The 21,486-nt window shown below is 60.3% G+C and carries 19 protein-coding genes; 9 read left to right on the top strand and 10 right to left on the bottom strand.

Going from position 1 to position 21,486, the window contains the following annotated elements; all coding sequences use genetic code 11:
* The first annotated feature begins 69 nt into the window (after positions 1–69).
* Both hfq and hflX read left to right on the top strand, forming a co-directional pair.
* Positions 70–303, top strand: coding sequence for an RNA chaperone Hfq (gene hfq / locus AKV04_RS09015; protein ID WP_054006118.1), 234 nt, complete (start codon positions 70–72; stop codon positions 301–303).
* A gap of 47 nt (positions 304–350) precedes the next feature.
* Positions 351–1,634 carry a GTPase HflX gene (hflX, locus tag AKV04_RS09010; protein WP_407638413.1) on the top strand — a complete coding sequence of 428 codons (1,284 nt, stop codon included), beginning with the start codon at positions 351–353 and terminating at the stop codon, positions 1,632–1,634.
* 28 nt (positions 1,635–1,662) lie between these two features.
* Here the strand turns inward: hflX and AKV04_RS09005 are convergent, their stop codons facing one another.
* Positions 1,663–4,134 (bottom strand): penicillin acylase family protein, encoded by a 2,472-nt coding sequence (locus AKV04_RS09005; protein ID WP_054006116.1) that lies wholly within the window; start codon positions 4,132–4,134, stop codon positions 1,663–1,665.
* Positions 4,135–4,213: 79 nt separating this feature from the next.
* On the opposite strand from AKV04_RS09005, the gene AKV04_RS09000 reads away from it, so the two are divergent.
* Positions 4,214–5,074, top strand: a complete 861-nt coding sequence (locus AKV04_RS09000) for an NAD(P)-dependent oxidoreductase (protein WP_054006115.1) — start codon at positions 4,214–4,216, stop codon at positions 5,072–5,074.
* Between the two features lie 74 nt (positions 5,075–5,148).
* On the opposite strand, the gene AKV04_RS08995 is transcribed toward AKV04_RS09000, so the two are convergent.
* Positions 5,149–5,715 carry a lipid-binding SYLF domain-containing protein gene (locus AKV04_RS08995; RefSeq protein WP_054006184.1) on the bottom strand — a complete coding sequence of 189 codons (567 nt, stop codon included), beginning with the start codon at positions 5,713–5,715 and terminating at the stop codon, positions 5,149–5,151.
* An 86-nt stretch (positions 5,716–5,801) separates the two neighbouring features.
* Positions 5,802–6,812, bottom strand: coding sequence for a porphobilinogen synthase (hemB, locus tag AKV04_RS08990; RefSeq protein WP_054006114.1), 1,011 nt, complete (start codon positions 6,810–6,812; stop codon positions 5,802–5,804).
* Between the two features lie 124 nt (positions 6,813–6,936).
* Here hemB and AKV04_RS08985 point away from each other — a divergent pair, with 124 nt between their 5' ends.
* Together AKV04_RS08985 and mfd are read left to right on the top strand one after the other, a co-directional pair.
* Complete coding sequence (locus AKV04_RS08985) at positions 6,937–7,461, top strand: hypothetical protein (protein WP_054006113.1); 525 nt, start codon at positions 6,937–6,939, stop codon at positions 7,459–7,461.
* A gap of 3 nt (positions 7,462–7,464) precedes the next feature.
* On the top strand, positions 7,465–10,911 hold the full coding sequence (gene mfd / locus AKV04_RS08980) for a transcription-repair coupling factor (protein WP_054006112.1): 3,447 nt from the start codon (positions 7,465–7,467) through the stop codon (positions 10,909–10,911).
* 61 nt (positions 10,912–10,972) lie between these two features.
* On the opposite strand, the gene AKV04_RS08975 is transcribed toward mfd, so the two are convergent.
* Both AKV04_RS08975 and AKV04_RS08970 read right to left on the bottom strand, forming a co-directional pair.
* The gene (locus tag AKV04_RS08975; protein WP_054006111.1) at positions 10,973–12,169 is read right to left on the bottom strand and encodes a multidrug effflux MFS transporter; all 1,197 of its coding nucleotides are present in this window, start codon (positions 12,167–12,169) and stop codon (positions 10,973–10,975) included.
* A 1-nt stretch (position 12,170) separates the two neighbouring features.
* Entirely contained in the window at positions 12,171–12,818 is a 648-nt protein-coding gene (locus tag AKV04_RS08970) for a DsbA family oxidoreductase (RefSeq protein ID WP_054006110.1), read from the bottom strand.
* A gap of 147 nt (positions 12,819–12,965) precedes the next feature.
* Between AKV04_RS08970 and AKV04_RS08965 the strand changes: the two genes are divergently transcribed.
* The 3 genes from AKV04_RS08965 (at position 12,966) to AKV04_RS08955 (ending at position 15,865) form a co-directional block, all read left to right on the top strand.
* On the top strand, positions 12,966–13,595 hold the full coding sequence (locus AKV04_RS08965; RefSeq protein WP_054006109.1) for a helix-turn-helix domain-containing protein: 630 nt from the start codon (positions 12,966–12,968) through the stop codon (positions 13,593–13,595).
* A gap of 113 nt (positions 13,596–13,708) precedes the next feature.
* Complete coding sequence (locus AKV04_RS08960) at positions 13,709–14,449, top strand: metallophosphoesterase family protein (protein ID WP_054006108.1); 741 nt, start codon at positions 13,709–13,711, stop codon at positions 14,447–14,449.
* Positions 14,450–15,865, top strand: coding sequence for a serine/threonine protein kinase (locus AKV04_RS08955; protein WP_054006107.1), 1,416 nt, complete (start codon positions 14,450–14,452; stop codon positions 15,863–15,865).
* Positions 15,866–15,868: 3 nt separating this feature from the next.
* Here AKV04_RS08955 and AKV04_RS25455 read toward each other — a convergent pair whose 3' ends face one another.
* Together AKV04_RS25455 and AKV04_RS08950 are read right to left on the bottom strand one after the other, a co-directional pair.
* On the bottom strand, positions 15,869–15,985 hold the full coding sequence (locus tag AKV04_RS25455) for an entericidin EcnA/B family protein (RefSeq protein ID WP_082351572.1): 117 nt from the start codon (positions 15,983–15,985) through the stop codon (positions 15,869–15,871).
* A 4-nt stretch (positions 15,986–15,989) separates the two neighbouring features.
* A complete protein-coding gene (locus AKV04_RS08950; protein ID WP_054006106.1) occupies positions 15,990–17,816 on the bottom strand; it encodes an extracellular solute-binding protein in 1,827 nt (608 codons plus the stop codon).
* Between the two features lie 253 nt (positions 17,817–18,069).
* Between AKV04_RS08950 and AKV04_RS08945 the strand changes: the two genes are divergently transcribed.
* A complete protein-coding gene (locus tag AKV04_RS08945) occupies positions 18,070–18,840 on the top strand; it encodes a 3-hydroxybutyrate dehydrogenase (RefSeq protein WP_054006105.1) in 771 nt (256 codons plus the stop codon).
* An 80-nt stretch (positions 18,841–18,920) separates the two neighbouring features.
* On the opposite strand, the gene AKV04_RS08940 is transcribed toward AKV04_RS08945, so the two are convergent.
* Genes AKV04_RS08940 through AKV04_RS08930 form a run of 3 tightly spaced genes read right to left on the bottom strand, consistent with a single transcriptional unit; the run spans position 18,921 to position 21,474 of the window.
* Complete coding sequence (locus AKV04_RS08940; RefSeq protein ID WP_082351571.1) at positions 18,921–19,610, bottom strand: DUF502 domain-containing protein; 690 nt, start codon at positions 19,608–19,610, stop codon at positions 18,921–18,923.
* A gap of 56 nt (positions 19,611–19,666) precedes the next feature.
* Entirely contained in the window at positions 19,667–20,587 is a 921-nt protein-coding gene (locus tag AKV04_RS08935; protein WP_054006104.1) for a pseudouridine-5'-phosphate glycosidase, read from the bottom strand.
* Positions 20,584–21,474, bottom strand: a complete 891-nt coding sequence (locus AKV04_RS08930; protein ID WP_054006103.1) for a PfkB family carbohydrate kinase — start codon at positions 21,472–21,474, stop codon at positions 20,584–20,586. The genes AKV04_RS08935 and AKV04_RS08930 overlap by 4 nt, the downstream gene beginning before the upstream one ends.
* Positions 21,475–21,486: the final 12 nt, after the last annotated feature.

The raw sequence follows: 21,486 nt of genomic DNA, 5'->3' as shown, positions 1-21,486 counted from the left end.
GACATAGTTAAACATCGAGGCGCGGCAGGGCGCGCTTTTCGGTGCGATTGGCGATAAGGATAAGAAAAAATGGCCGCAGACAAACAAAATTTGCAAGACGCGTTTCTCAATCACGTCCGGAAATCCAAAGTTCCGGTGACGATTTTCCTGATCAACGGGGTGAAACTGCAAGGTGTGATCACTTGGTTTGACAATTTCTGCGTGCTGTTGCGCCGAGATGGTCAGTCGCAGTTGGTCTATAAACACGCGATTTCAACGATCATGCCGGGTGGCCCGGTTAACCTTTATGAAGGTGAAGACTGATCCCTGATCTTCCAGAAGATGACGATTGGCCGTTTGCTGACGGTGGCATCGCCGCCTATGAAACGGCGGCGGCCCCGACGCGGGCCTATGTCTTGCACCCCGATCTGAAATCGGTCAAATCACGGCGCTTGCCAGAACATGGGCTGGCCGAAGCCGTCAGTTTGGCCGCTGCCTTGCCCGGACTCGAGGTTCTGGGGGCCGAAGTCGTGCGCTTACCACGGGTGCAGCCAGGGACGTTGTTCGGTTCGGGCAAGGTCGAGGAATTGAAAGCCACCATGAACGGGCTGGAGATTGATCTGGTACTTGTCGATGGCCCAGTCACACCGGTGCAGCAGCGCAATCTGGAAAAAGAATGGGGTGTCAAGCTGTTAGACCGCACCGGTCTGATCCTTGAGATCTTCGCTGACCGCGCCCGCACCCGCGAAGGCGTGCTGCAGGTGGAACTCGCCGCACTGTCCTATCAACGCACAAGGCTGGTGCGGGCCTGGACCCACCTGGAACGCCAGCGCGGCGGTTTTGGCTTTGTCGGCGGGCCCGGCGAAACCCAGATCGAATCCGACCGTCGGGCGATTGATGATCAGGTCATCCGCCTGAAACGCCAGTTGGACCGGGTTGCCAAAACCCGCGAGTTGCACCGCGCCTCGCGCCGCAAAGTACCGTTCCCGCTGGTGGCGTTGGTCGGCTATACCAACGCCGGGAAATCAACGCTGTTTAACCATATGACCGGGGCCGAGGTTTTGGCCAAGGACATGCTGTTTGCCACTTTGGACCCAACCATGCGCGGCGTGGTGTTGCCGTCTGGCCGTAAAGTGATCGCTTCGGATACAGTGGGCTTCATTTCCGAACTGCCAACCCAACTGGTCGCCGCCTTCCGCGCCACCCTGGAGGAGGTACTGGAAGCCGATCTGATCCTGCATGTGCGTGACATCAGCCACCCGGAAACCGCCGAACAGGCCGCCGATGTGGGCGATATTCTGACCTCTCTCGGCGTCAACAAAGCTGTGCCGATGTTTGAGGTCTGGAACAAACTTGACCTCGTCGATACCAGCCAGCGTGAGGCTTTGACGGTGCAGGCCGCCAATCGTGCAGGGGTTTTTCCGGTTTCCGCGCTGACAGGGGAAGGCGTTGCGGAACTGCTTGAGGCGGTTTCAACCGCCTTTGAGGAAGAAAAATCGCAAGCGGTGCTGGCGCTCAGCTTCTCCGAGGGCAAGCGGCGCTCGTGGCTGCATGATGCCGGGATCGTGGTGGACGAGACCCAAGACGACGAAGGCTGGCGGATCACCGTACTGTGGACCGAACGCCAGCAGGGGCGCTACCGCGAGTTCAACTAATACCCGAAGATAGCGCCGCAAGGATTTGTTATTGCGGCATTTCCGGCGTCAGGATCATGTCTCCAACCGCCCCAGCCCGCGCCAATTCCGGATCCAGTGACATCGGGATATACTCGCCGCGCCGCCACAATTCGCTGAGATCATCGTAGAACCGCGACAACGGATGCCCGGATTGTCCGGTGGCTTGGATGAACACCGAGGAATCTGGGTCGGCGAAATCGTAGACCCCGCGATAGCCGCCGGCATGGACGTTCAGATACGGGTTCGGCCCGGTGCCTTTCGTGCGGCCGCGCAGCAAGGTGGTGTCGCCGCCAGAGGTCGATTGCCGGATATTCACGAAATAGCGCAGCACTGGCACATCGCCCAATACCGGGTGATCATGCGTCGCCTGATGCGCGTCACCCCAGCGCCAGCTTTCGATGTTCGGACCGTAAGTCTCGGATAACTCTAGCAAAGCCTGATCCAAGGCGATGCGTGCAATGTCGGTGCAGGTTTCAACAGCCGCCGATTGCACCACGTCGCACCAAACCGAAGCACCACCGATGTTGCGATACACCCGCTCAATGAACACAGGCTCAGGGTGGGTGAACTGATCGGCCAGAGGGCCAATTTCATCGCGGGTCAGACGGTCCTGCAAGGCGCGCAGCCAAGCCTCGGCGATCAATGGTTCGGGCAGATGTTCGTTCATCTCACCGTTCCATTTTGCCATCAAATCCAATGCCTTCTGGCGCAGGCGTTCGGGAGTGCCTTCGGCGGCAGGCTCTCCGGTGAACCACAGATCGGCGCCGATCAGCGGCAGCAAATTGCGCGCTGTGGGTGAGACGGTATCCAGCTGCGCCTCGATGAAACTGTCGCGGGTGTGCACCTCGCGGGTTTTCATCAGTGCCAGCCAGCGTTGAATCCGTTGGGTGTCGCCCCAATCAAAACTGACATGCAGCGGGAAGGGGCGGTCGACAGTTTTGTTGTTGGTATTGCCCAGCAAGCCACTGGCCGGGTTCACAAATCGCGGATTGTCCTCATAGGGCAAAATCCCGGTCCAGCGGTTTTTGCCCTGCCAACCGGGCGCCGGCATCCGTCCTTGTGTGGCGTTCGAGGGATCACGCGCGGGCATCGCCCCGATGGTTTGCAGCGCGATTCCCTTCGCATCCGCCAGCATCAGGTTCTGCGATGGGGCGATAAAGCCTTTGCCCGCCTCAATCGCCTGATCGACCGAACCTGCCGACATCAGCTTCATCGCCGCCGTCATCGAGGTATCCGCCCCAGACAAAGCCGTCCATTCCAGCGCCGCAACCGAGCCCGCAGGCGTCACCGAGGCCAGATCGTAATGCGTTCCTGGCAGGATCGGCCCAGCCTCTGACCAGCGCAGGGTCAGCGTCACCGGATCTTCGCCCTTGATGTTCAAAATCGTCTGCCGCGAGGTGAATTTCTTCGGGCCCTCGGGTGTGAGGTATTCCTGTGAATTCTTTGGGTTCAGCTTTTCGATCACCACGTCTTGATCGTCGAGATAGCTAGAGGTCAGACCCCAGCCCAAGCGCTCGGACCGCCCGACCAGCACCAACGGCATCCCCGGAATCGTGCCGCCAATCACCCCGCCGGTTGGCAGTTGCAGCCGTGCCAGATACCAGATCGAGGGGGCCGTCAGCCCCAGATGCGGATCATTCGCCAGCAAACTGCCACCTGCCGCGGCCTTCCCCGGCATCGCCGCCCATGCGTTCGAGGCCCCGGCGAAATCGCGGGAATGGAACGGCGACAGCGGCGTGTCGAGATAGGCGGTCTTGATCGTAGCCCCCGGAAAAGCCCCCGGCATCAGGCTCGCGTAATCGGGCAAAGCGGCGACACCTTGGCCCGGATCATCGGGCAGAATATCGCTGAGACGCGCAGGCGGCAGCACCAGCGACATCTGCGCGCGCAATACCTCGTCCTCCAGATGAGAGGACAGCTGCAGCGCCATCAGCTTCAAGATCGACAGGCTATCGGCAGGCGACCATGCCGCGATCGCATTGGAAAAGAAGAAAAATTCCGGCGCGCCCCGACCACGCGCGCCGAGATTAACCTGCGAAATCCATGCGTTGACGCCAGCCGCATAGGCCTGCAGCGCCAAAGTTGTACGTTCGTCCTGCACCTTCACCGACTGTTGCGCCAGCCCGTAAATATCCAAGCGGCGCACCAATTCATCAATCTTCACCGTGCGTGCGCCGAAAATCTCCGACAGCCGCCCTTGCGCGGTGCGCCGCAGCATCGTCATTTGCCACAGCCGATCCTGCGCATGGGCGAACCCCAAGGCGAAATAGACATCTTCTTCGGTTTTACCGAAGATATGCGGCACGTCGTTGTTATTCCGCACGATTTCCACCGGGGCAGAGATGCCCTTCAGGGTGAAATCCTCGTTGTAATCCGGCAAGCTGCGGGTCAACACATAATAGACCAACACCCCCGCCAGCAGCCCCAAAGCGATCAGCCCGGTGAAGATGCGCATAAGCCAGCGGAAGGCGGTCAACATAAGGCGGAGTCCTTGACGGCAGAGGTTGATTGCCTTCCTAGTCCAAAGCCAGAATAGGGGCAATGCAAGGCGGAAGATCATGGCAAAACTGGCGTTTTTGGGCCTTGGGGTGATGGGCGCGCCGATGGCGGGGCATTTGGCTGCCAAGGGCCATCAAGTCACGGTTTATAACCGTAATCCGGTGAAATCTGCCGCTTGGGTGGCACAGCATGGTGGCACTGCCGCGGCTACCCCGCGAGAGGCCGCAAGTGGTGCCGCATTTGTGATGGCCTGTGTGGGCAATGACGACGATCTGCGCAGCATTTGCCTTGGGCCAGATGGCGCGTTTGCCGGTATGAATGACGCGATCTTCGTCGATCACACCACAGTTTCGGCGGCGGTTACGCGCGAGTTGTCGGCGATTGCCACGGGCCAAGGCCTTGGCTTCGTTGATGCTCCGGTCTCGGGCGGCCAAGCCGGGACGGAGAACGGCGTGCTCTCGGTGATGTGCGGCGGTGCACAGGCTGACTACGACAAAGCCGAGCCGGTGATCGCCGCCTATGCCCGGATCTGCCGCCGTCTGGGCGAAAGCGGGGCAGGGCAACTGGCCAAGATGATGAACCAGATTGCCATCGCGGGGCTGGTGCAGGGCTTGGCTGAGGCTTTGGCCTTTGGCGAGAAAGCAGGCTTAGATGGTGAGGCCGTGGTGGAAGTGATCAGCCAAGGCGCTGCCGGGTCATGGCAAATGGCCAACCGTCACAAAACTATGCTGGCCGGAAAATTCGATCACGGATTCGCAGTGGATTGGATGCGCAAAGACCTGAAAATCTGTCTGGATGCCGCCGACCAGATCGGAGCTTCCCTGCCGGTGACCGCTTTGGTCGATCAGTTCTACAAGGATGTGCAGCGGATGGGTGGCAACCGTAACGACACCTCCAGCCTGATCCGCCGGCTGAAATAGGGTTAACGAAAGCTGAACGGTGTCCGCTAACCCCTTGATCTTAAAAGCGCGTCTAAGCTGCCCCGCGTGGCAACTTAGACGATAATCCGGGTATACTTCACCCCAGACAGCGTCGCCCCCGCCATCAAGCCTTGCTGGCCGAACACGAAAGCGATCACCGGATCAAGCTCGGTGGTCTCTTTGCCAATCGAGCCGCCTTCCTCCGGCGTCGCATAGCGAATATCGGCGCTGGCGGCCCATCCTGGCGAGCGGCGGAAATCCTGCAACGCCTGATCTGTGGTGAAAAACAGCATATGCGCGTATTGTTGCGCGCCAATCTGAAAGCCGATCGAGGCTTTGGTGGCCGAATAGTAATCCACCTTGGCGCCCTTGATCTCCAACACGCCGCGGCCATAAGCGCCGCCAAAGCCGAAGCCCGCCTCGGTCACCAAAGGCATCGTCAAAATCCCGCTGGAGCGGTTCGCCAACTGTTGGGTGCCCGGAAACTTGCCGAACAAATAGGCCTGCGTCTCGCGCACCCGCGCATCAATCTGCGCGCCGCCGTTCGAGCCCACGCCATTGCCGACCACGGTGTTCTGGCAGGCCGAAACCAAACCCACTCCGGTCAGCGCCAGAAAGCCGCGTCTGGAAAAATTCGTCATATCCGCCCTCATGCCTCACAGGGGGTTCTGTGACCCCGTTGCCGTCACATTAGCGCGGTTGCAGCGGCTTGTCATCCCGCGCCTATTCAGGCAAGCGCCGCTCCGCCGAGCAACTTCGCCACCCGGGGCGCAAAATAGGTCAGGATGCCATCACAACCGGCGCGTTTGAACGCCATCAGGCTCTCAATCATCGCCTTGTCGCCATCAATCCAGCCGTTCTGCGCCGCAGCTTGGATCATCGCGTATTCACCCGAGACCTGATAGGCAAAGGTGGGCGCTCCGAACATCTCCTTCGCCCGCCGACAAATATCCAAATACGGCATCCCCGGCTTAACCATCACCATATCCGCGCCCTCGCGCAGATCACGCTCGATCAAGCGCAGCGCCTCATCACTGTTGGCCGGATTCATCTGATAGGTCTTTTTGTCTCCCTTCAGCGCGCCCGAAGCCCCCACCGCATCGCGGAACGGGCCGTAAAACGCCGAGGCATATTTCGCCGCATACGACATGATCGCGACATTGGTATGGCCTGCCGCCTCCAGCGCCACCCGGATCGCGCCAATCCGCCCGTCCATCATATCCGACGGCCCCAGAATATCCGCGCCCGCCTCGGCCTGCACCAAGGCCTGACGCACCAAGGCCTGAACGGATTCGTCGTTCAGAATGATGCCGTCCTTGACCAACCCGTCATGCCCAAGCGCGTTATAGGGGTCGAGCGCCACATCCGTCATCACCGCAATCTGCGGCACCGCCGCCTTGATCGCCCGAATGGCCCGGTTGGTCAGATTGTCCGGGTTCCACGCCTCGGCGCAATCTTCGGTTTTCAGGCTGGGATCGGTGTAGGGAAACAGACAAATCGCTGGAATCCCCAAAGCTGCCGCTGCTTCAGCCGCCTTTACCACCAGATCCACCGACAAACGGTTCACCCCCGGCATCGACAGCACCGGCTCGGACACTCCCACGCCATCGCGCACGAACACCGGCCAGATCAGATCGCCCACCGTCAGGGTGTTTTCCTGCACCAAGGCGCGCAAAGCGGGGGTGCTGCGCAAACGGCGGAAACGAGACTGCGGGGTCGGGGCGGAGATCGGGCGCATTGGTCTATCCTGAAGATGGCAAAAAGGCTTGCGGTTGTTGCCTCTGCCTGACATGGAAAGAGCGGCGTCTCAAGCAGACATTCGGGCGCAGGCCAAGGCAGGCTTAAGGCAGTGAGGGCTTAAGGTGAATTTGTATCAAGTCCTGTTTGAATTGATCGACATGCGGTCGTTTTCAAACTTGTGGTATTGGATCATGCTGGCAGTGATGTGGTCCACCGCCAGCCATTGGGTGCTGGGCGTGCCCTTCGATCTGATCAGCCGCGCGCGGCGGCAAGGTGGCGCGTTGCAGGATGACCTTGAGACTTTGGTGCGGATCAACACCGGTCGGATGCTGTATATCGCGCAAACCGCTGGGGTTTGGCTGGTGGCTTTTTTGTGCTTTATTTTGACCGCACTGCTGGTTCTGGCTATTTATTACAAAATCGAATTCGCCCAAGCCGTGCTGTTCCTGATCGTGCCGATGAGCTTCCTGTCGATGCTGTCTTTGCGCACCGCTGGCCTGATCGTGAGTGGGGAGCATAGCGGTGAGGCTTTGCACCGTCGACTGATCCGTCACAGGATCGCCACGCAAGCGCTTGGCATGGTGTCGATTTTCGTTACTTCGATGTTCGGCATGTACGCCAATCTTTACATCGGCGTGTTGGGGTAGGCCATGGCGGGCGCTGACCGGATCATTCTGGGCGGCGCGCCCGAAGGCTATGACGCCAAGCTGCTGGCCCGCGAACTTGCGCGCGGTGCCCCGGTGATTCATGTTGCCCGCGATGACAAACGCCTAGAGGCGATGCGCGCGGCGCTGAACGTGATGGCCCCCAAAACCGTGGTGCTCGATCTGCCCGCTTGGGATTGCTTGCCCTACGACCGCATTTCGCCCAACCCCGAGATTCTAGCCCGCCGCATGTCGACCCTTGCGGCTTTGGCTTCGGGCTTTAACGGCCCGTTCGTGCTGTTAACCACTTTGAACGCCGCCATGCAGCGCTTGCCCGCGCGGTCTGTGATGCAAACCGCGTCTTTTGTCGCCCGCGTGGGAGATCGCGTTGACGAAAAACAGCTGAAAGGCTTTCTGGCCCGCATGGGCTTTTCGCCCGTCTCGACCGTAGCCGAGCCGGGTGATTTCGCCATTCGTGGCGGGATTGTTGACATCTACCCGCCGGGCGAAGGCGGCCCGGTGCGCTTGGATTTCTTCGGCGACGTGCTGGATGGTGCCCGCCGCTTTGATCCCGTCACCCAGCGCACTACGGAAAAGCTGAAAGCGGTCGAGTTCGCGCCGATGTCCGAGGTGATCCTCGACGATGCCGCGATCAGCCGTTTCCGCCAGAATTACCGTGTTGAGTTCGGCGCGGGCGGCTCGGATGATCCGCTCTATGAGGCCGTATCTGCTGGCCGCAAGCATCAGGGCATGGAGCATTGGCTGCCGTTCTTTCACGCAGGCCTTGAGACGATTTTTGACTACTTGCCAAAGGCTTCCGTGCTTTTGGATGATCAAGTCACCGCCGCCCGCCTGTCACGCTGGGAGGGTATCGCCGACCAATACGACGCGCGGCACGAGGCGATGAACGCCAAAGGCCGGATGGATTCGGTCTATAAACCTTCCGCGCCGGGTCTGCTCTATCTCGACGATACCGCATGGGAAGCCGCTGTCGCCGATCACCGCGTCGTGCAACTGTCACCGCTGCCACAAGCCCCGGGGCCGGGCGTGCTGGATGCACAAGGCCGCATTGGCCGCAGCTTCGCGCCAGAGCGCCAGCAGGAAAATATTAGCCTTTTCAGCGCTCTGTCAGCGCATATTAAAGCGCTATCACAAGAGGCGCAGGTGGTGATCGCCTCGTGGTCTGATGGCGCACGCGAACGGCTCAAAGGGCTACTCGACGACCAAGGCCTGCACGGCGCAAAAGAAATCAAAGACTTCCGCGATCTGCCCGAAGGCCGCGGTGGCCTCTACCTGATGATCTGGGCGCTGGAGGCTGGCTTTACCGCCCCCGGCCTTGCGGTGATCTCGGAACAAGACGTTCTGGGCGACCGTTTGGTCAGCAAACCACGCAAGAAACGCAAGGCCGACAACTTCCTGCGCGAGGTCGACACCCTCAGCGCCGGCGATCTGGTGGTGCATGTCGAACATGGCGTCGGGCGCTATCTGGGCTTGGAAACCATCACCGCCCTCGGTGCGCCCCATGCCTGCGTCGCCTTGGAATATGCTGAAAACGCGAAACTTTATCTGCCGGTTGAGAATATCGAACTCCTTAGCCGCTATGGCCATGAAGAAGGTCTGCTCGACCGTCTCGGTGGTGGTGCATGGCAGGCGAAGAAGGCCAAACTCAAGCAGCGCATCCGCGAGATTGCCGACAAGCTGATGCGCATCGCGGCTGAGCGCGCCCTGCGCCACGCGCCGATTCTTGAAGCGCCGCACAGTATATGGGAGGCTTTTGCCGCCCGTTTCCCCTATACCGAAACCGACGATCAGCTTTCCGCCATTGGTGATGTGGTGGCCGACCTTGAAAAAGGCAGCCCGATGGATCGCCTGATTGTCGGCGATGTAGGCTTTGGCAAAACCGAAGTCGCCATGCGCGCAGCTTTTGTGGCGGCGCTGTCGGGGATGCAGGTCGCGGTGATCTGCCCCACAACCTTGCTGGCCCGCCAGCACTACCGCAGCTTTGTCGAACGCTTCCGGGGCTTCCCGATCAACATCAAACCGCTCTCCCGGTTCGTCAGCACCAAAGACGCCAACATCACCCGCACCGAGATGGCCGAGGGCCGCGTGGATATCGTCATCGGCACCCATGCCTTGCTGGCCAAAGCCATCCGTTTCAAAAACCTTGGCCTGTTGGTGATCGACGAGGAACAGCATTTCGGCGTCACCCACAAAGAACGCCTGAAAGAAATGCGCTCCGAGGTTCACGTCCTGACCCTAACCGCCACGCCGATCCCGCGCACCCTGCAACTGTCGCTGACCGGGGTGCGTGACCTCTCGATCATCGCAACCCCGCCAGTCGACCGACTCGCGATCCGTACTTACATCAGCGAATTCGACACCATCACCATCCGCGAAGCCCTGCTGCGTGAGCGCTTCCGCGGGGGGCAAAGCTTCTACGTCGTCCCCCGTATCTCTGATCTGCACGACATCGAAGATTTCCTGAAAACCCATGTGCCCGAAGTCAGCTATGTCATCGCCCACGGCCAACTTGCGGCGGGTGATCTCGATGAGCGGATGAACGAATTCTACGACGGCAAATATGATGTGCTGATCGCCACCAGCATCGTCGAATCCGGTCTGGATATCCCCAGCGCCAACACGATGATCGTCCACCGCGCTGATATGTTTGGACTTGGACAGTTGTACCAGATCAGGGGCAGGGTGGGGCGCTCAAAAACCAGGGCCTATTGTTATCTCACCACAAAACCGCGTGCGCCACTGACACCGCAGGCCAACAAACGCCTACGCCTGATGGGCTCGCTCGATAGTCTTGGTGCGGGCTTCAACCTTGCCAGCCACGACCTCGATCTGCGCGGCGCGGGCAATCTGCTTGGCGAAGAACAATCCGGCCATATCAAGGAAGTCGGCTACGAACTGTATCAAGCGATGCTGGAGGAGACGATTGCCAAGATCAAATCCGGCGAATTGCAGGGGCTAAGCGCCGTCGATGATCAATGGTCGCCGCAGATCAACCTTGGCGTGCCGGTGATGATCCCCGAAGCCTACATCCCTGATCTGGATATCCGTTTAGGCCTCTATCGCCGCCTGTCCAGCCTTGCCACCAAGGTCGAGCTGGAAGGTTTCGCGGCCGAGTTGATCGACCGTTTCGGTCCAATCCCGAAAGAGGTCAACACGCTGATGCTGATCGTGCGGATCAAGTCGATGTGCAAACGTGCAGGCATTTCCCGCATCGACGCGGGCACCAAAGGTGCCACCGTGCAGTTCCACAACGACAAATTCGCCAATCCGGCGGGGCTGGTGGAATTCATCAAGGCTCAAGGCCCGGCGGCGAAGATCAGCGGCAACAAGATCGTGCTGATGGGTGAGATGAAATCGGACTCCGACCGTATCAAGGGCGCGTTCAACATCGCCCGCGATCTGGCGGAAAAGATCGTCAAACCCAAGGGCTGACCCTTAACCATGAAAAAGCGCGCCCGGTCAGGGGCGCGCTATCACAGATCGAACCTTGAGATCAGCGCTTGATCACCTGCATCAGCGCCAGCGCACCTGCGACAAACACCGCCACCCCCGCCATCAGCGGCAAGGCCGTGCCGTCAAACATCAGCCCGACCGGCACAGCCAGCACCACCGAGGCTACGGTGGCCACCGAAGTCATCACCGAAGCCGCCAGCCCCGCGATGTGGCCGACAGGCTCCATCGCCAGCGCATTCAGGTTGCCCATCGTCATCGACATCATCGAAAAGAGGCCAATGCTCCAAACAATATGCAACGGAAACGCCAGAACCTCTGGCATCGTGCCCGTAGCCATCAGCGCCAGCAGCACCACGGTCAGCGCCAGAACGCTTGCATAGGCCATCATGATCACCGGGCGCATCCCGATCCGCATCACCACGCGCGAGTTGATGATGCTGCCCGAAGCCGAACCCAAGGCGATGAAAGCAAACCACAAGGGAAAGCTTTCGGCACGGTCAAAGCGTTGCTCAAAGATGCCTTGCATCGAGGACAGGCTGGCAAACAAAGCCGCCATCGTCAGCGTCTGTGCCGCGATTGAAATCACCACGATGCGGTGGGTGAACAATTCTTTGGTCGCCGCCACCAGCACGCCAAAATCCAACGGGCGTCGGTGTTCCACAGCCAAAGTCTCATGCTGGCGCAGACCGAACCACAGCATGACCACCGCGACGATCAGGATGTAGACGAGGAAAATGCTCTGCCATCCCGCAATCGCAATGATACCTTGCCCCATCAACGGCGCGACCGCAGGCACCATGATAAACACCATCATCACAAATGACATGATCTTGGCCATCTCGCGGCCCTTGAACTGGTCACGCATGATTGCCATCGACACCACGCGGGCGGCAGCCACCGACATGCCTTGCAGCACGCGCGCGATCAGCAAAGTATCCAGCGAATTGGCAAAATAGCAGGCCAAAGCCGTCAACGCATAAAGCCCCGCACCCGCATAGATCACCGGCTTGCGCCCGTAAGCATCCGACAGCGGCCCGACAAACAGCGTCCCCAGCCCCATGCCAAACACAAAACTGGTGATCACCAACTGCGCCCGGTTTGGCGCATCGGGCGACAAGGCCGCGGCGATTTCCGGCAAAGCGGGCAGCATGGCGTCAATCGAGATCGCCACCATCGCAAACAAGGCGGCCGTCAGGGCGATGAATTCGCCCTGTGAGATGCGTTTGCTCGGGGTCATTTCACTTACTTTCTTCGGCAGCCTTCGCCACCAATTCGTCGATCACCTGCGCCCAAACCTCGGGGGGTTGCGCGCCAGAGACGACATATTGTTGCGCGATCAGGAAGGTCGGCACCGCTGTGACACCCTTTTTGCGCGCATCGACGTCGCGGGCGCGCAGATCGTCGATATCGGCATCGGTTGCCAACAGCCGCGCCACGGCCTTCGGGTCCATGCCGATTTCCTCGGCGATATCGCAAAGTTCCTCGCTATCGCCAATATCGCGGCCATCGCGCCAATAGGCCCGGAACAGTGCCGAAACCATCGCCGCCTGTTTGCCCTCGATCCCCGCCCAATGGATCATCCGATGCGCGTTCATCGTGTTCGGCAGCATCTCGGGCTTGTCGGGGTCCATCGCCACGCCCGCCTCTTTGGCAATCTGACGCAAGCGGTCATGGATCGCCTCAACCTTGGCCTCACCGCCCAGACGCTTTACCAAATACGGGCGCTTTTCGACGCCTTCCACCGGCATATCGGGGTTCAACTGGAACGGATGCCAGGCGATGACAAACGGATGATCGGGATGCGCCGCCAAAGCGCGGTCCAGATGGGCTTTGCCGATCAGGCACCACGGGCAGACCGGATCAGAGAAAATATCAAGGCGGATCATTGCAGGCTCCGAAAGCTTCGCATCTGGCCCATTCAAACCGAATGGTTCAGTTAGATACCGCTATCAGCCCGCCGCCGCAATCCGCCATCCACGCACAGTTGCGTTGCATTGGTTGCACGCAAGGCGGCCTTGCCGTAAGGAAAGCCCATGTCCAGCGATCCCAAACGCATGATCCGTATTGCCCGCGAAACGGGTCCCGACTCTGGCCAAACCGTGCCGGAGCCGCTGGATTTGGGCATCCGGGTGCGCGAGTTGCGCAAAGCCAAGGGCTGGACGCTGGAACAAGCCTCGGTGCAGGCGGGGCTAGCGCGCTCGACCTTGTCGAAAATCGAAAACGGCCAGATGTCACCAACCTACGAGGCGCTGAAGAAACTCGCCCTCGGTATGGGTGTCTCGGTGCCGCAACTGTTCACGCCCGCGCAAGCGCCGCAGGTGTCGGGCCGCATCGTGGTGACGAAATCCGGCGAGGGGCAGGCCCATGCCACCACCACTTATGAGCATGAACTGCTGGCCGGAAGCCTGACCAAAAAGCAGATGCTGCCCTACCGCGCCACCATCCGCGCCCGCGCGATGGAGGATTTTGACGGTTGGGTGCGCCATGAGGGTGAGGAATTTCTCTACGTCCTCACCGGGGTGATCCGGCTGTACACCGAGTTTTACGAACCCGTCGACCTGCGCCGCGGCGATAGCGCCTATTACGACGCCTCGATGGGGCATAATGTGATCAGCCTGTCGGAAGACGATGCGACCATTCTTTGGGTCACTTCGCTGGCCTAGGCCCTGACGCAAAGGCTTGACCTTGCGCTTTGATCCATATCACTGTCAGCCACCACCCTTGGGCTTAGATCAGCATAAAAGCATGACGGGCCAGCGGGTTGAGGAGGGGTTTCATGCGTCTGGCCTTGCTGACGGATATCCACGCCAATCGCGAGGCGTTTGAGGCTGTCTTGGCAGACCTCTCGCAACGCCAGATCAACCGGCTGGTGTTCCTCGGCGATATCGTCGGCTACGGCCCCGATCCCGGTTGGTGCATTGATCAGGTCGAATCCTTTGTGGCCAAGGGGGCGGTTTGTCTGCGCGGCAACCATGATCGTGCTGTTGGCGTGGCTGACAATATCCTGAACCCCAACGCCCGCCGGGTGATCGACTGGACGGTGAACCGCCTGAACGCGCGGCAGAAGCTGTTCCTGTCGGAACTGCCGATGACAGTGCGGGATGGCGACACGTTGTTCGTGCATGCTTCGGCCAATGATCCGGCTGACTGGCTCTATGTCACCTCGGAATCCACCGCGCGGCCCAGCTTTCTGGTCTGCGATGCACGGTTGATCTTTTGCGGCCATGTCCACCGCAACGCGCTTTACAGCTGCGATAGGGTGGGCCGGATCAGCCATCTGAAGGTGGCAGCGGGCCAGCCGATGCCCTTGTTGCAATCGCGGCGCTGGCTGGGCGTGATCGGTTCTGTCGGTCAGCCGCGCGATGGCAGCACTTTGGCTTCATATGCCATCCTCGACCGCACCCGCAATGAATTGACCTTTCGCCGCGTCGGCTATGATGCCACCACCACCGCCCGCAAATCGCGCGAAGCGGGTCTGCCAGAGGCGCTGGCACAGCGTCTGATGAAGGGGATTTGAATGTCTGTGCAACCGCATCCGGGCTTGGAAATCAACGGCTTCACTTTGGGTGAGCAGTTGCACAAAGGCGGCTTCGCCACGATCTGGGATGTCACCCACGCTTTGTATCGCACGCCAATGGTGATGAAAGTGCCAACCATTCTGGATGGCTACGACGGCCCGACCATCGTGGGGTTTGAGGTCGAGCAGATGATCATGCCGCGCCTGACCGGCATTCATGTGCCGCGCGTGATGGGGCAGGGCGATTTCGCGGTGATGCCCTATATCGTCACCGAGCGTATCCCCGGTAACTCGATGTTCCAATATTTCAAACGTGCGCCGCGCCCGGTGGCTGAAGTGATCGAACTCGCCGCCCGTATGGCCGAAGCCGTGCATGACATCCACCGCCAGCATGTCATCCATCTTGATCTGAAGCCCGACAATTTCCTGCAACGCCCAACCGGCGAAATGGTGCTGATCGACTACGGCCTGTCCCGCCACGATCAACTCCCCGATCTTTTGGCCGAAGAATTCACCATTCCGATGGGCACCTTCCCCTATATCGCCCCCGAACAATACCTGCGCCAAAGGGGCGATCTGCGCTCGGACCTCTACGCCTTGGGCGCGATGATCTACGAACTCGCCACGGGCAAGATGCCGTTCGGCCAGCCCGAGAAACTCTCCCAGGTCAAACAACGGCTCTGGCGCGACCCGGTGCCGCCGCGCGCCATCCGCCCAGACATCCCCGAATGGCTGCAAGAGATCATCCTGCGCGCGCTGGAAGTCGATCCGGCCAACCGCTACCAATCCGCGGCGCAAATGATCTTTGATCTCGCGCATCCGATGCAAATCCGCCTCACCGCGCGCGGCCACAAGACCCAACGCGATTCCGCCCTGACCGTGTTCAACCGCTGGCGCAAAATGCGCAACCTCAAGGCCTTCGCCGCACCGCCATCCGTCGCCGCCCAGATCGAGCGCGCGCCGATCCTGCTGGTCGCTGTCGATCTATCGCCCGAGGCCGAACCGCTGGCGCAAGCGATCTATCTGCAAATCAAGCGGATGCTGGTCAATCGCCCCGACGCCCGCGTCGCTTGCGTCAACGTGATCAAAACCGCGCGGCTGGGCATTGACCCCACCACCGACGATGCCGGCACCAACCTGCATGTCGCGCGTCTTGTCGGTCTGAAGACCTGGGCCGAGGGCATTGATCTGACCGACGATCGCCTGACCTACACCATTCTGGAAAACACCGACCCGGCCTCGGCGATCATCGACCACGCCGAAGTCACCCGCGTCGATCACATCCTGATGGGCGCGCGCGGCCATTCCAGCACGCGGCGGTTCTTGGGCTCGGTTTCGGCCAAAGTGGTGGCCGAAGCCGCCTGTTCGGTCACGGTGATCCGGCTGCGCGATAGCGGAGAGCCCGAGGCGACTTAAGCCCTAGTTGAACCAGCCGCCGACCCGCTGCGCCCCGGCTGACACATCGCGGCCCACGCCATCCACCGTCGCACAGCCCGCCAGTGCGCCCAGTACCACAATCATCATCAGTTTGCGCATCGGTCTACTCCTGATACCACCAGACCTCAGGCTGAAACCCCGGCCAGTCGCCGTAAATTGGCAATTTTTCGGGGAAATGCAACTGCTTGGCATGGGCGATGCGGCCAATATTTTGATACCAGAGCGGCACAAAATAGCGACCGCTCGTCAAAACCCGGTCTAGTGCCTGCACCGCCGCCACAAAATCCGCGCGGTCCGTTGACGAAAGCATGGTCTGCACCAAGCCATCCACCGCCGCAGAATGAATCCCCGCCCAGTTGCGCGACCCCGGAGCGGCCCCATTGGCACCGTCCCAATACCGCAACTGCTCGGTCCCCGGTGACAGCGACAACGCAATGAGCTGCTGCGTCATGTCGAAATCATAAAGGTTCGTCCGCTCGGTATATTGCGCCGCATCCACCGTGGTCAGCTTGGCCTGCACGCCGATCTTCGCCAAAGCCTCGATATAGATGTTCGCCGCGGCGATATAATCATCCGCGCCATTGGTCAGCAGGATCTCAAACGTAAACGGCACCCCCTTGGCATCCTTCAACACCCCATCCTGCACCGTCCATCCGGCCTGCTCCAGCAACGCATTCGCCTTGCGCAAATTCACCCGGTTGGTGGGTTTGCCGTCCGAGACGGGCAGGGCATAGCCTTCAATCGCGCCGGGCAGCAGATCGGCCTTATACGTCTCCAGCAGCGCCAAGATCTTGCCCTGCGCCGGATTGACCACATCGCCCGCAAGCTCGGAGTTGCTGTAATAGCTGGTGATTCGCGGCACAGCGCCACCGTTGAGGGTCTGGTTGATCAGCTCGAAGTTGAACACGTCGATCAACGCCTCACGCACCCGCCAATCGGCAAAAATTGGCTTACGGGTGTTGAACACAAAGCCGTCAATCCCCGAGGGCCGCTGATGTGGAATCTCGTCTTTCACCACATCGCCCGCCACCATCGCCGGAAAGCCATAGTTCTGCTGCCATTTCATCGGATTGGTCTCGCGATAGCTGCTCAGATCACCCGATTTGAACGCCTCAAAATGCACATCCGGGTTGCCGAAATATTCCACCCGGATCTCGTCAAAATTGTGCATCCCCTTATAGAACGCCAGATCCTTGCCCCACCAATCCGGGTTTTTCTTATAGCTGACAAAGCGCCCGGCCTCGAATTTATCGACCATATAGGGGCCAGACCCAATCGGCGGCTCCATCGTGGTGGCACTGAAATCCCGCCCCACCCACTGCGCCTTTTCCAAAATCGGGCGCAAACCCAGCAGCAGCGGCAGCTCGCGGTTCTCGGCCCCGAAGGTGAACTTCACTTTCCTGTCACCGGTTTTCTGGGCTTTCGCCACCGCCTTATACGCCGGCGCATAGCGCGGATTGCCCAATGTTCCCAAGGTTTCAAACGACCACAGCACATCTTCCACCGTCACCGGGCTGCCATCCGAGAACTTCGCCCCCTCACGCAAAGTAAATTCGACGTAGGTCCGCGCCGCGTCCGTCTCAACCGATTCGGCCAGAATCCCATACAGCGAGAACGGTTCAGCGAAGGAACGCCCCAAAAGCGTCTCGGTGGTGAACAAAGAAATCCCCGTCGGCGCGCGGCCTTTCAGGATGAACGGGTTCATCGAATCAAAGTTGCCGTTCTCGCCCATCACAATGCGGCCGCCTTTGGGGGCATCGGGGTTGGCATAGGGCAGCGACACAAAATCCGGTGGCAGGGCAGGCTCGCCATACATAGCTATGCCGTGCGTGGGGTCCGCCTGCGCGAATCCCCCCCCAATTCCGGGGGTGGTGATCAGCGCCAGACCAAGCCCAAAGCTGCGCAAAATAGCGAAAAAATCCCGGTTCATTCTGGCAACAATCCCCCGCAGCCTGTTTTTATTGACCCCCAACCTATGCGGGCAATCCAACCTTTTCAAACTTTTAACTTGGAGTGCGCCGCCAACAGGGCTATAAGATACCTACTGCTCGATAGGTTTCTTGCCTGTATGAAACCTGCCTCAATAACTTAACGCCCGCTTCGTGCGGGCGTTTTTTTTGGCAGTTTTGGTTCCCCTTTGCAGATGCAGCATGTAGCGTCACCTCAGCAAAAGGGGGGGCGATATGCTTCAGGGAAAACGCGCGATCATCACTGGCTCCAACTCGGGTATCGGTCTGGGTGTGGCCGAAGAACTCGCCCGCGCCGGGGCGGATGTGGTGCTGAACAGCTTCACCGACCGGGCGGAGGATCATGCCTTGGCGGCGGATCTGGCGGCACGCCATGGCGTCGTGGTGCGCTACATCGCCGCCGATATGTCAAAGGGTGCCGATTGCCGCGCGCTGATCGAGAAAGCTGGCGGCTGCGATATTCTGGTGAACAACGCCGGTATCCAGTTTGTCGCGCCGATCGAAGAATTTCCAACCGAGAAATGGGATCAGATCATCGCGATCAACCTGACCTCGGCGTTCCACACCACGGCTGCCGCTTTGCCTGCAATGCGCGCCAAAGGCTGGGGCCGCATCGTCAACATCGCCTCGGCGCATGGCCTGACCGCCAGCCCGTTCAAATCCGCCTATATCGCCGCCAAGCATGGCGTGGTCGGCCTGTCGAAAACCGTGGCGCTGGAAACCGCAGGGCAGGGCATCACCTGCAACGCTATCTGCCCCGGCTATGTGCTGACGCCACTGGTTGAGGCGCAAATTCCCGATCAGATGAAAGTGCATGGCATGGACCGCGAGACCGTCATTCGCGAAGTCATGCTGCTGCGCCAACCCTCGCGCCAATTCGCCACGGTGGAACAGATCGGCGGCACCACGGTCTATCTGTGCTCCGGCGCCGCGGATCAGGTCACGGGCACCACGATCTCGGTCGATGGCGGCTGGACAGCGCTGTAACAGTTAAGGCCGGGTTAATGAACCCGGCCTAAGTCATTGAAAACATAGAAACCAAAGCTCTGTCCACGCGTGGACAACCGCTATTTCGCCGCCAGCGCCGCCACGGTTTCCTTCGGCTGTGGATAGACCAACCCTGCCGAGACGATCATCTTCACCGCCTCATCCGCCTTCATATCCAGAAAAATCACGTCCCGTTCCGGCACGAACAACAGCATCCCCGAGGTCATCGGGGTGAGTCCGACAAACACCGCCACCATCGGCGTCCCCCCCGGCAGTTTGGCGGCAATTTCCCCCTTAGGGGTCGTCGCCACCATCCCCACCGCCCAATATCCGGCACGGGGAAACTCGACCAGACATGTGCGCTCAAAACTTTTCTCAGACTTGGCAAAGAAAGTCTCGGTGATCTGTTTCACCCCCGAATAGATCGAGCGCACCAGCGGCACCCGGTCCACCACATTCTCGGCCTGCCGCATCACGGTGCGCCCGATCAGCCCGCGCGCGAGCCAACCGACCAGCGCTGTGAACACCAAAAACACCAGCACGCCCACACCGCGCACCGGAAAGTTCACCTCGGGGCCAAACCAGCTGTGCAGAAAAGCCTCGGGCTGATAATTGGCGGGGATCAACGGCAGGATCCAGCCGTCGATATAGCCGATCACCCCCCAGACGACATAGATCGTCAGCCCAACCGGCAGCACCACCACCAACCCGGTGAGGAACGAGGCACGAAAGCCAGCAAACATCGAGCGGCGCGGGGCAGGGTCAGCCATGAAGTCTCCTGAGTTTGACGGCAACCTAAGCAGCCGCCCGCGCCATCACAATGGCCTTACCCGCGCTGCGCCACGATTTCGCGCGCAATCGCCGCCCCAAGCCGCGCGTTGTTCAAAACAAGGGCGATGTTGGAAACCAGCGAGCGACCCTCGGTCAACTCGAAGATGCGGTGCAGCAGGAACGGGGTGACTTCTTTTGCGGCGATGCCTTGCGCCGCCGCCTCGGCCAAAGCCTGCTCAATCGCCGGGTTGATTTCCTCGCGCGGGATTTCATCGGCAAGCGGGATCGGGTTGGCCACCAACTGCCCCCCCGGCAGACCCAACCGCGTCCGCATCAGCTGGGCGCTCGCGATTTCCGCCGCCGTATCCATCCGCAACGGCGCTTTCAACCCCGAGTCGCGCGACCAGAACGCCGGAAACGCATCCTGACCGAAGGCGATCACCGGCACGCCTTTGGTTTCGAGATATTCCAGCGTTTTGGGCAGATCGAGGATGGCTTTCGCCCCGGCAGCGATCACCGTAACAGCAGTTTCGCCAAGTTCCGGCAGGTCGGCAGAAATATCAAACGACAGCTCGGCACCGCGATGCACGCCACCAATGCCACCGGTGGCGAATACGTCGATCCCGGCCAGACGCGCGCAGATCATCGTCGCAGCCACCGTCGTCGCCCCCACAGCACCTTTTGCGATACAAGCGGCAATATCGGCGCGCGAGATTTTCATCACCTCTGGGGCTTGGCCCAACGCATCCAACTGCGCATCGGTCAGCCCGATCAAAATCCGCCCGCCCATCACCGCGATGGTCGCAGGCGTGGCGCCATGCGCGCGAATCTCGGCCTCAACAGCGCGGGCGGCTTCGACATTTTGCGGAAACGGCATCCCATGCGTGATGATGGTGGATTCCAACGCCACGATGGCGGTGCCAGCGGCACGCGCGGCGGCGACTTCGGGTGAGAAGCTGAGCAGATCAAGGGTCATGACGGTTGTTCTCCTGAAACATAAATGGCGGCGGCTTGCAGGGCGGTGGCAAGCGCCACCTCTCGCGCGCAGCCTTGACGTTCGGCGACGATATGGGCGGCCATTAAGGTATCGCCCGCTCCGGTAATTCTGGTGACCATGACGGGCGGCGGCGCGGCGGTGATCACGCCTGCACCGCGACGACCCTCGGCGCAGGTTTTGCCGCCGTTTGTCACCAGCACATGCGAAGCGCCATGCGCCAGCAGGCCTTCGGCGGCATCGGCGGCGGTTTCATAGCGCGCGTGGCCGATCAAACCGGCTTCTTCAAGGTTCACATAGAACGTCGCAGTAGGGTGGTTGAGCAGTGGCAGCAACCGCTCGGCTTTGCCGGGGCTGGCCGGGGCCACGCGCAGATCGGCACGGGCGAACAGCGGCGAATGAGCGATCTCGGACAAAAGTGCGACAGTCAGATTGCCGTCCAAAGCCACCATACCGGACCACGGCTTTGCTTCCGATCCAAGCCTGCCATCCGCCAAGGGTCGCAAAATCTTATCCCCCGCGGCCTCCAGCGAATGGGCGTCGGCAATCGCGGCGATCAAGCCGTTTGCGCCCTCAATCGCCATATAGCGGTCGGTTGGCAGGTCTTCTGATCGGTAGAGATGATCAGTGACCATGCCCATACGTTGACACGCAGCGATCAACTCATGGCCTTCTTCATCCTGCCCCACGGCAGAGAGCAGGGCAGGGGTCAACCCAAACCGGCTGAGCGTCATCGCGATATTCATCGCAACGCCCCCCGGCAAACGGGTGATCCGCCCCGGCACGTCCGAGCCAAGCCGCATCGCGATGGACGAGCGACCGATGATGTCCCACAACACGGAACCGATGCAGAGGATGTCTGGTGTCATAGCGCCGTCATC

It is taken from the genome of Cypionkella psychrotolerans, from assembly GCF_001294535.1.
GTDB classification, from domain to species: Bacteria; Pseudomonadota; Alphaproteobacteria; order Rhodobacterales; family Rhodobacteraceae; genus Cypionkella; species Cypionkella psychrotolerans.
This window is presented reverse-complemented; position numbering and strand designations above follow the sequence as displayed.

Bases quoted from the DNA above. Each gene is read 5' to 3' on its own strand.
- hfq (WP_054006118.1), top strand. From the start codon at position 70: ATGGCCGCAGACAAACAAAATTTGCAAGACGCGTTTCTCAATCACGTC.
- AKV04_RS09005 (WP_054006116.1), bottom strand. From the start codon at position 4,134: ATGTTGACCGCCTTCCGCTGGCTTATGCGCATCTTCACCGGGCTGATC.
- AKV04_RS09000 (WP_054006115.1), top strand. From the start codon at position 4,214: ATGGCAAAACTGGCGTTTTTGGGCCTTGGGGTGATGGGCGCGCCGATG.
- AKV04_RS08995 (WP_054006184.1), bottom strand. From the start codon at position 5,715: ATGACGAATTTTTCCAGACGCGGCTTTCTGGCGCTGACCGGAGTGGGT.
- hemB (WP_054006114.1), bottom strand. From the start codon at position 6,812: ATGCGCCCGATCTCCGCCCCGACCCCGCAGTCTCGTTTCCGCCGTTTG.
- mfd (WP_054006112.1), top strand. From the start codon at position 7,465: ATGGCGGGCGCTGACCGGATCATTCTGGGCGGCGCGCCCGAAGGCTAT.
- AKV04_RS08975 (WP_054006111.1), bottom strand. From the start codon at position 12,169: ATGACCCCGAGCAAACGCATCTCACAGGGCGAATTCATCGCCCTGACG.
- AKV04_RS08970 (WP_054006110.1), bottom strand. From the start codon at position 12,818: ATGATCCGCCTTGATATTTTCTCTGATCCGGTCTGCCCGTGGTGCCTG.
- AKV04_RS08965 (WP_054006109.1), top strand. From the start codon at position 12,966: ATGTCCAGCGATCCCAAACGCATGATCCGTATTGCCCGCGAAACGGGT.
- AKV04_RS08960 (WP_054006108.1), top strand. From the start codon at position 13,709: ATGCGTCTGGCCTTGCTGACGGATATCCACGCCAATCGCGAGGCGTTT.
- AKV04_RS08955 (WP_054006107.1), top strand. From the start codon at position 14,450: ATGTCTGTGCAACCGCATCCGGGCTTGGAAATCAACGGCTTCACTTTG.
- AKV04_RS25455 (WP_082351572.1), bottom strand. From the start codon at position 15,985: ATGCGCAAACTGATGATGATTGTGGTACTGGGCGCACTGGCGGGCTGT.
- AKV04_RS08950 (WP_054006106.1), bottom strand. From the start codon at position 17,816: ATGAACCGGGATTTTTTCGCTATTTTGCGCAGCTTTGGGCTTGGTCTG.
- AKV04_RS08945 (WP_054006105.1), top strand. From the start codon at position 18,070: ATGCTTCAGGGAAAACGCGCGATCATCACTGGCTCCAACTCGGGTATC.
- AKV04_RS08940 (WP_082351571.1), bottom strand. From the start codon at position 19,610: ATGGCTGACCCTGCCCCGCGCCGCTCGATGTTTGCTGGCTTTCGTGCC.
- AKV04_RS08935 (WP_054006104.1), bottom strand. From the start codon at position 20,587: ATGACCCTTGATCTGCTCAGCTTCTCACCCGAAGTCGCCGCCGCGCGT.
- AKV04_RS08930 (WP_054006103.1), bottom strand. From the start codon at position 21,474: ATGACACCAGACATCCTCTGCATCGGTTCCGTGTTGTGGGACATCATC.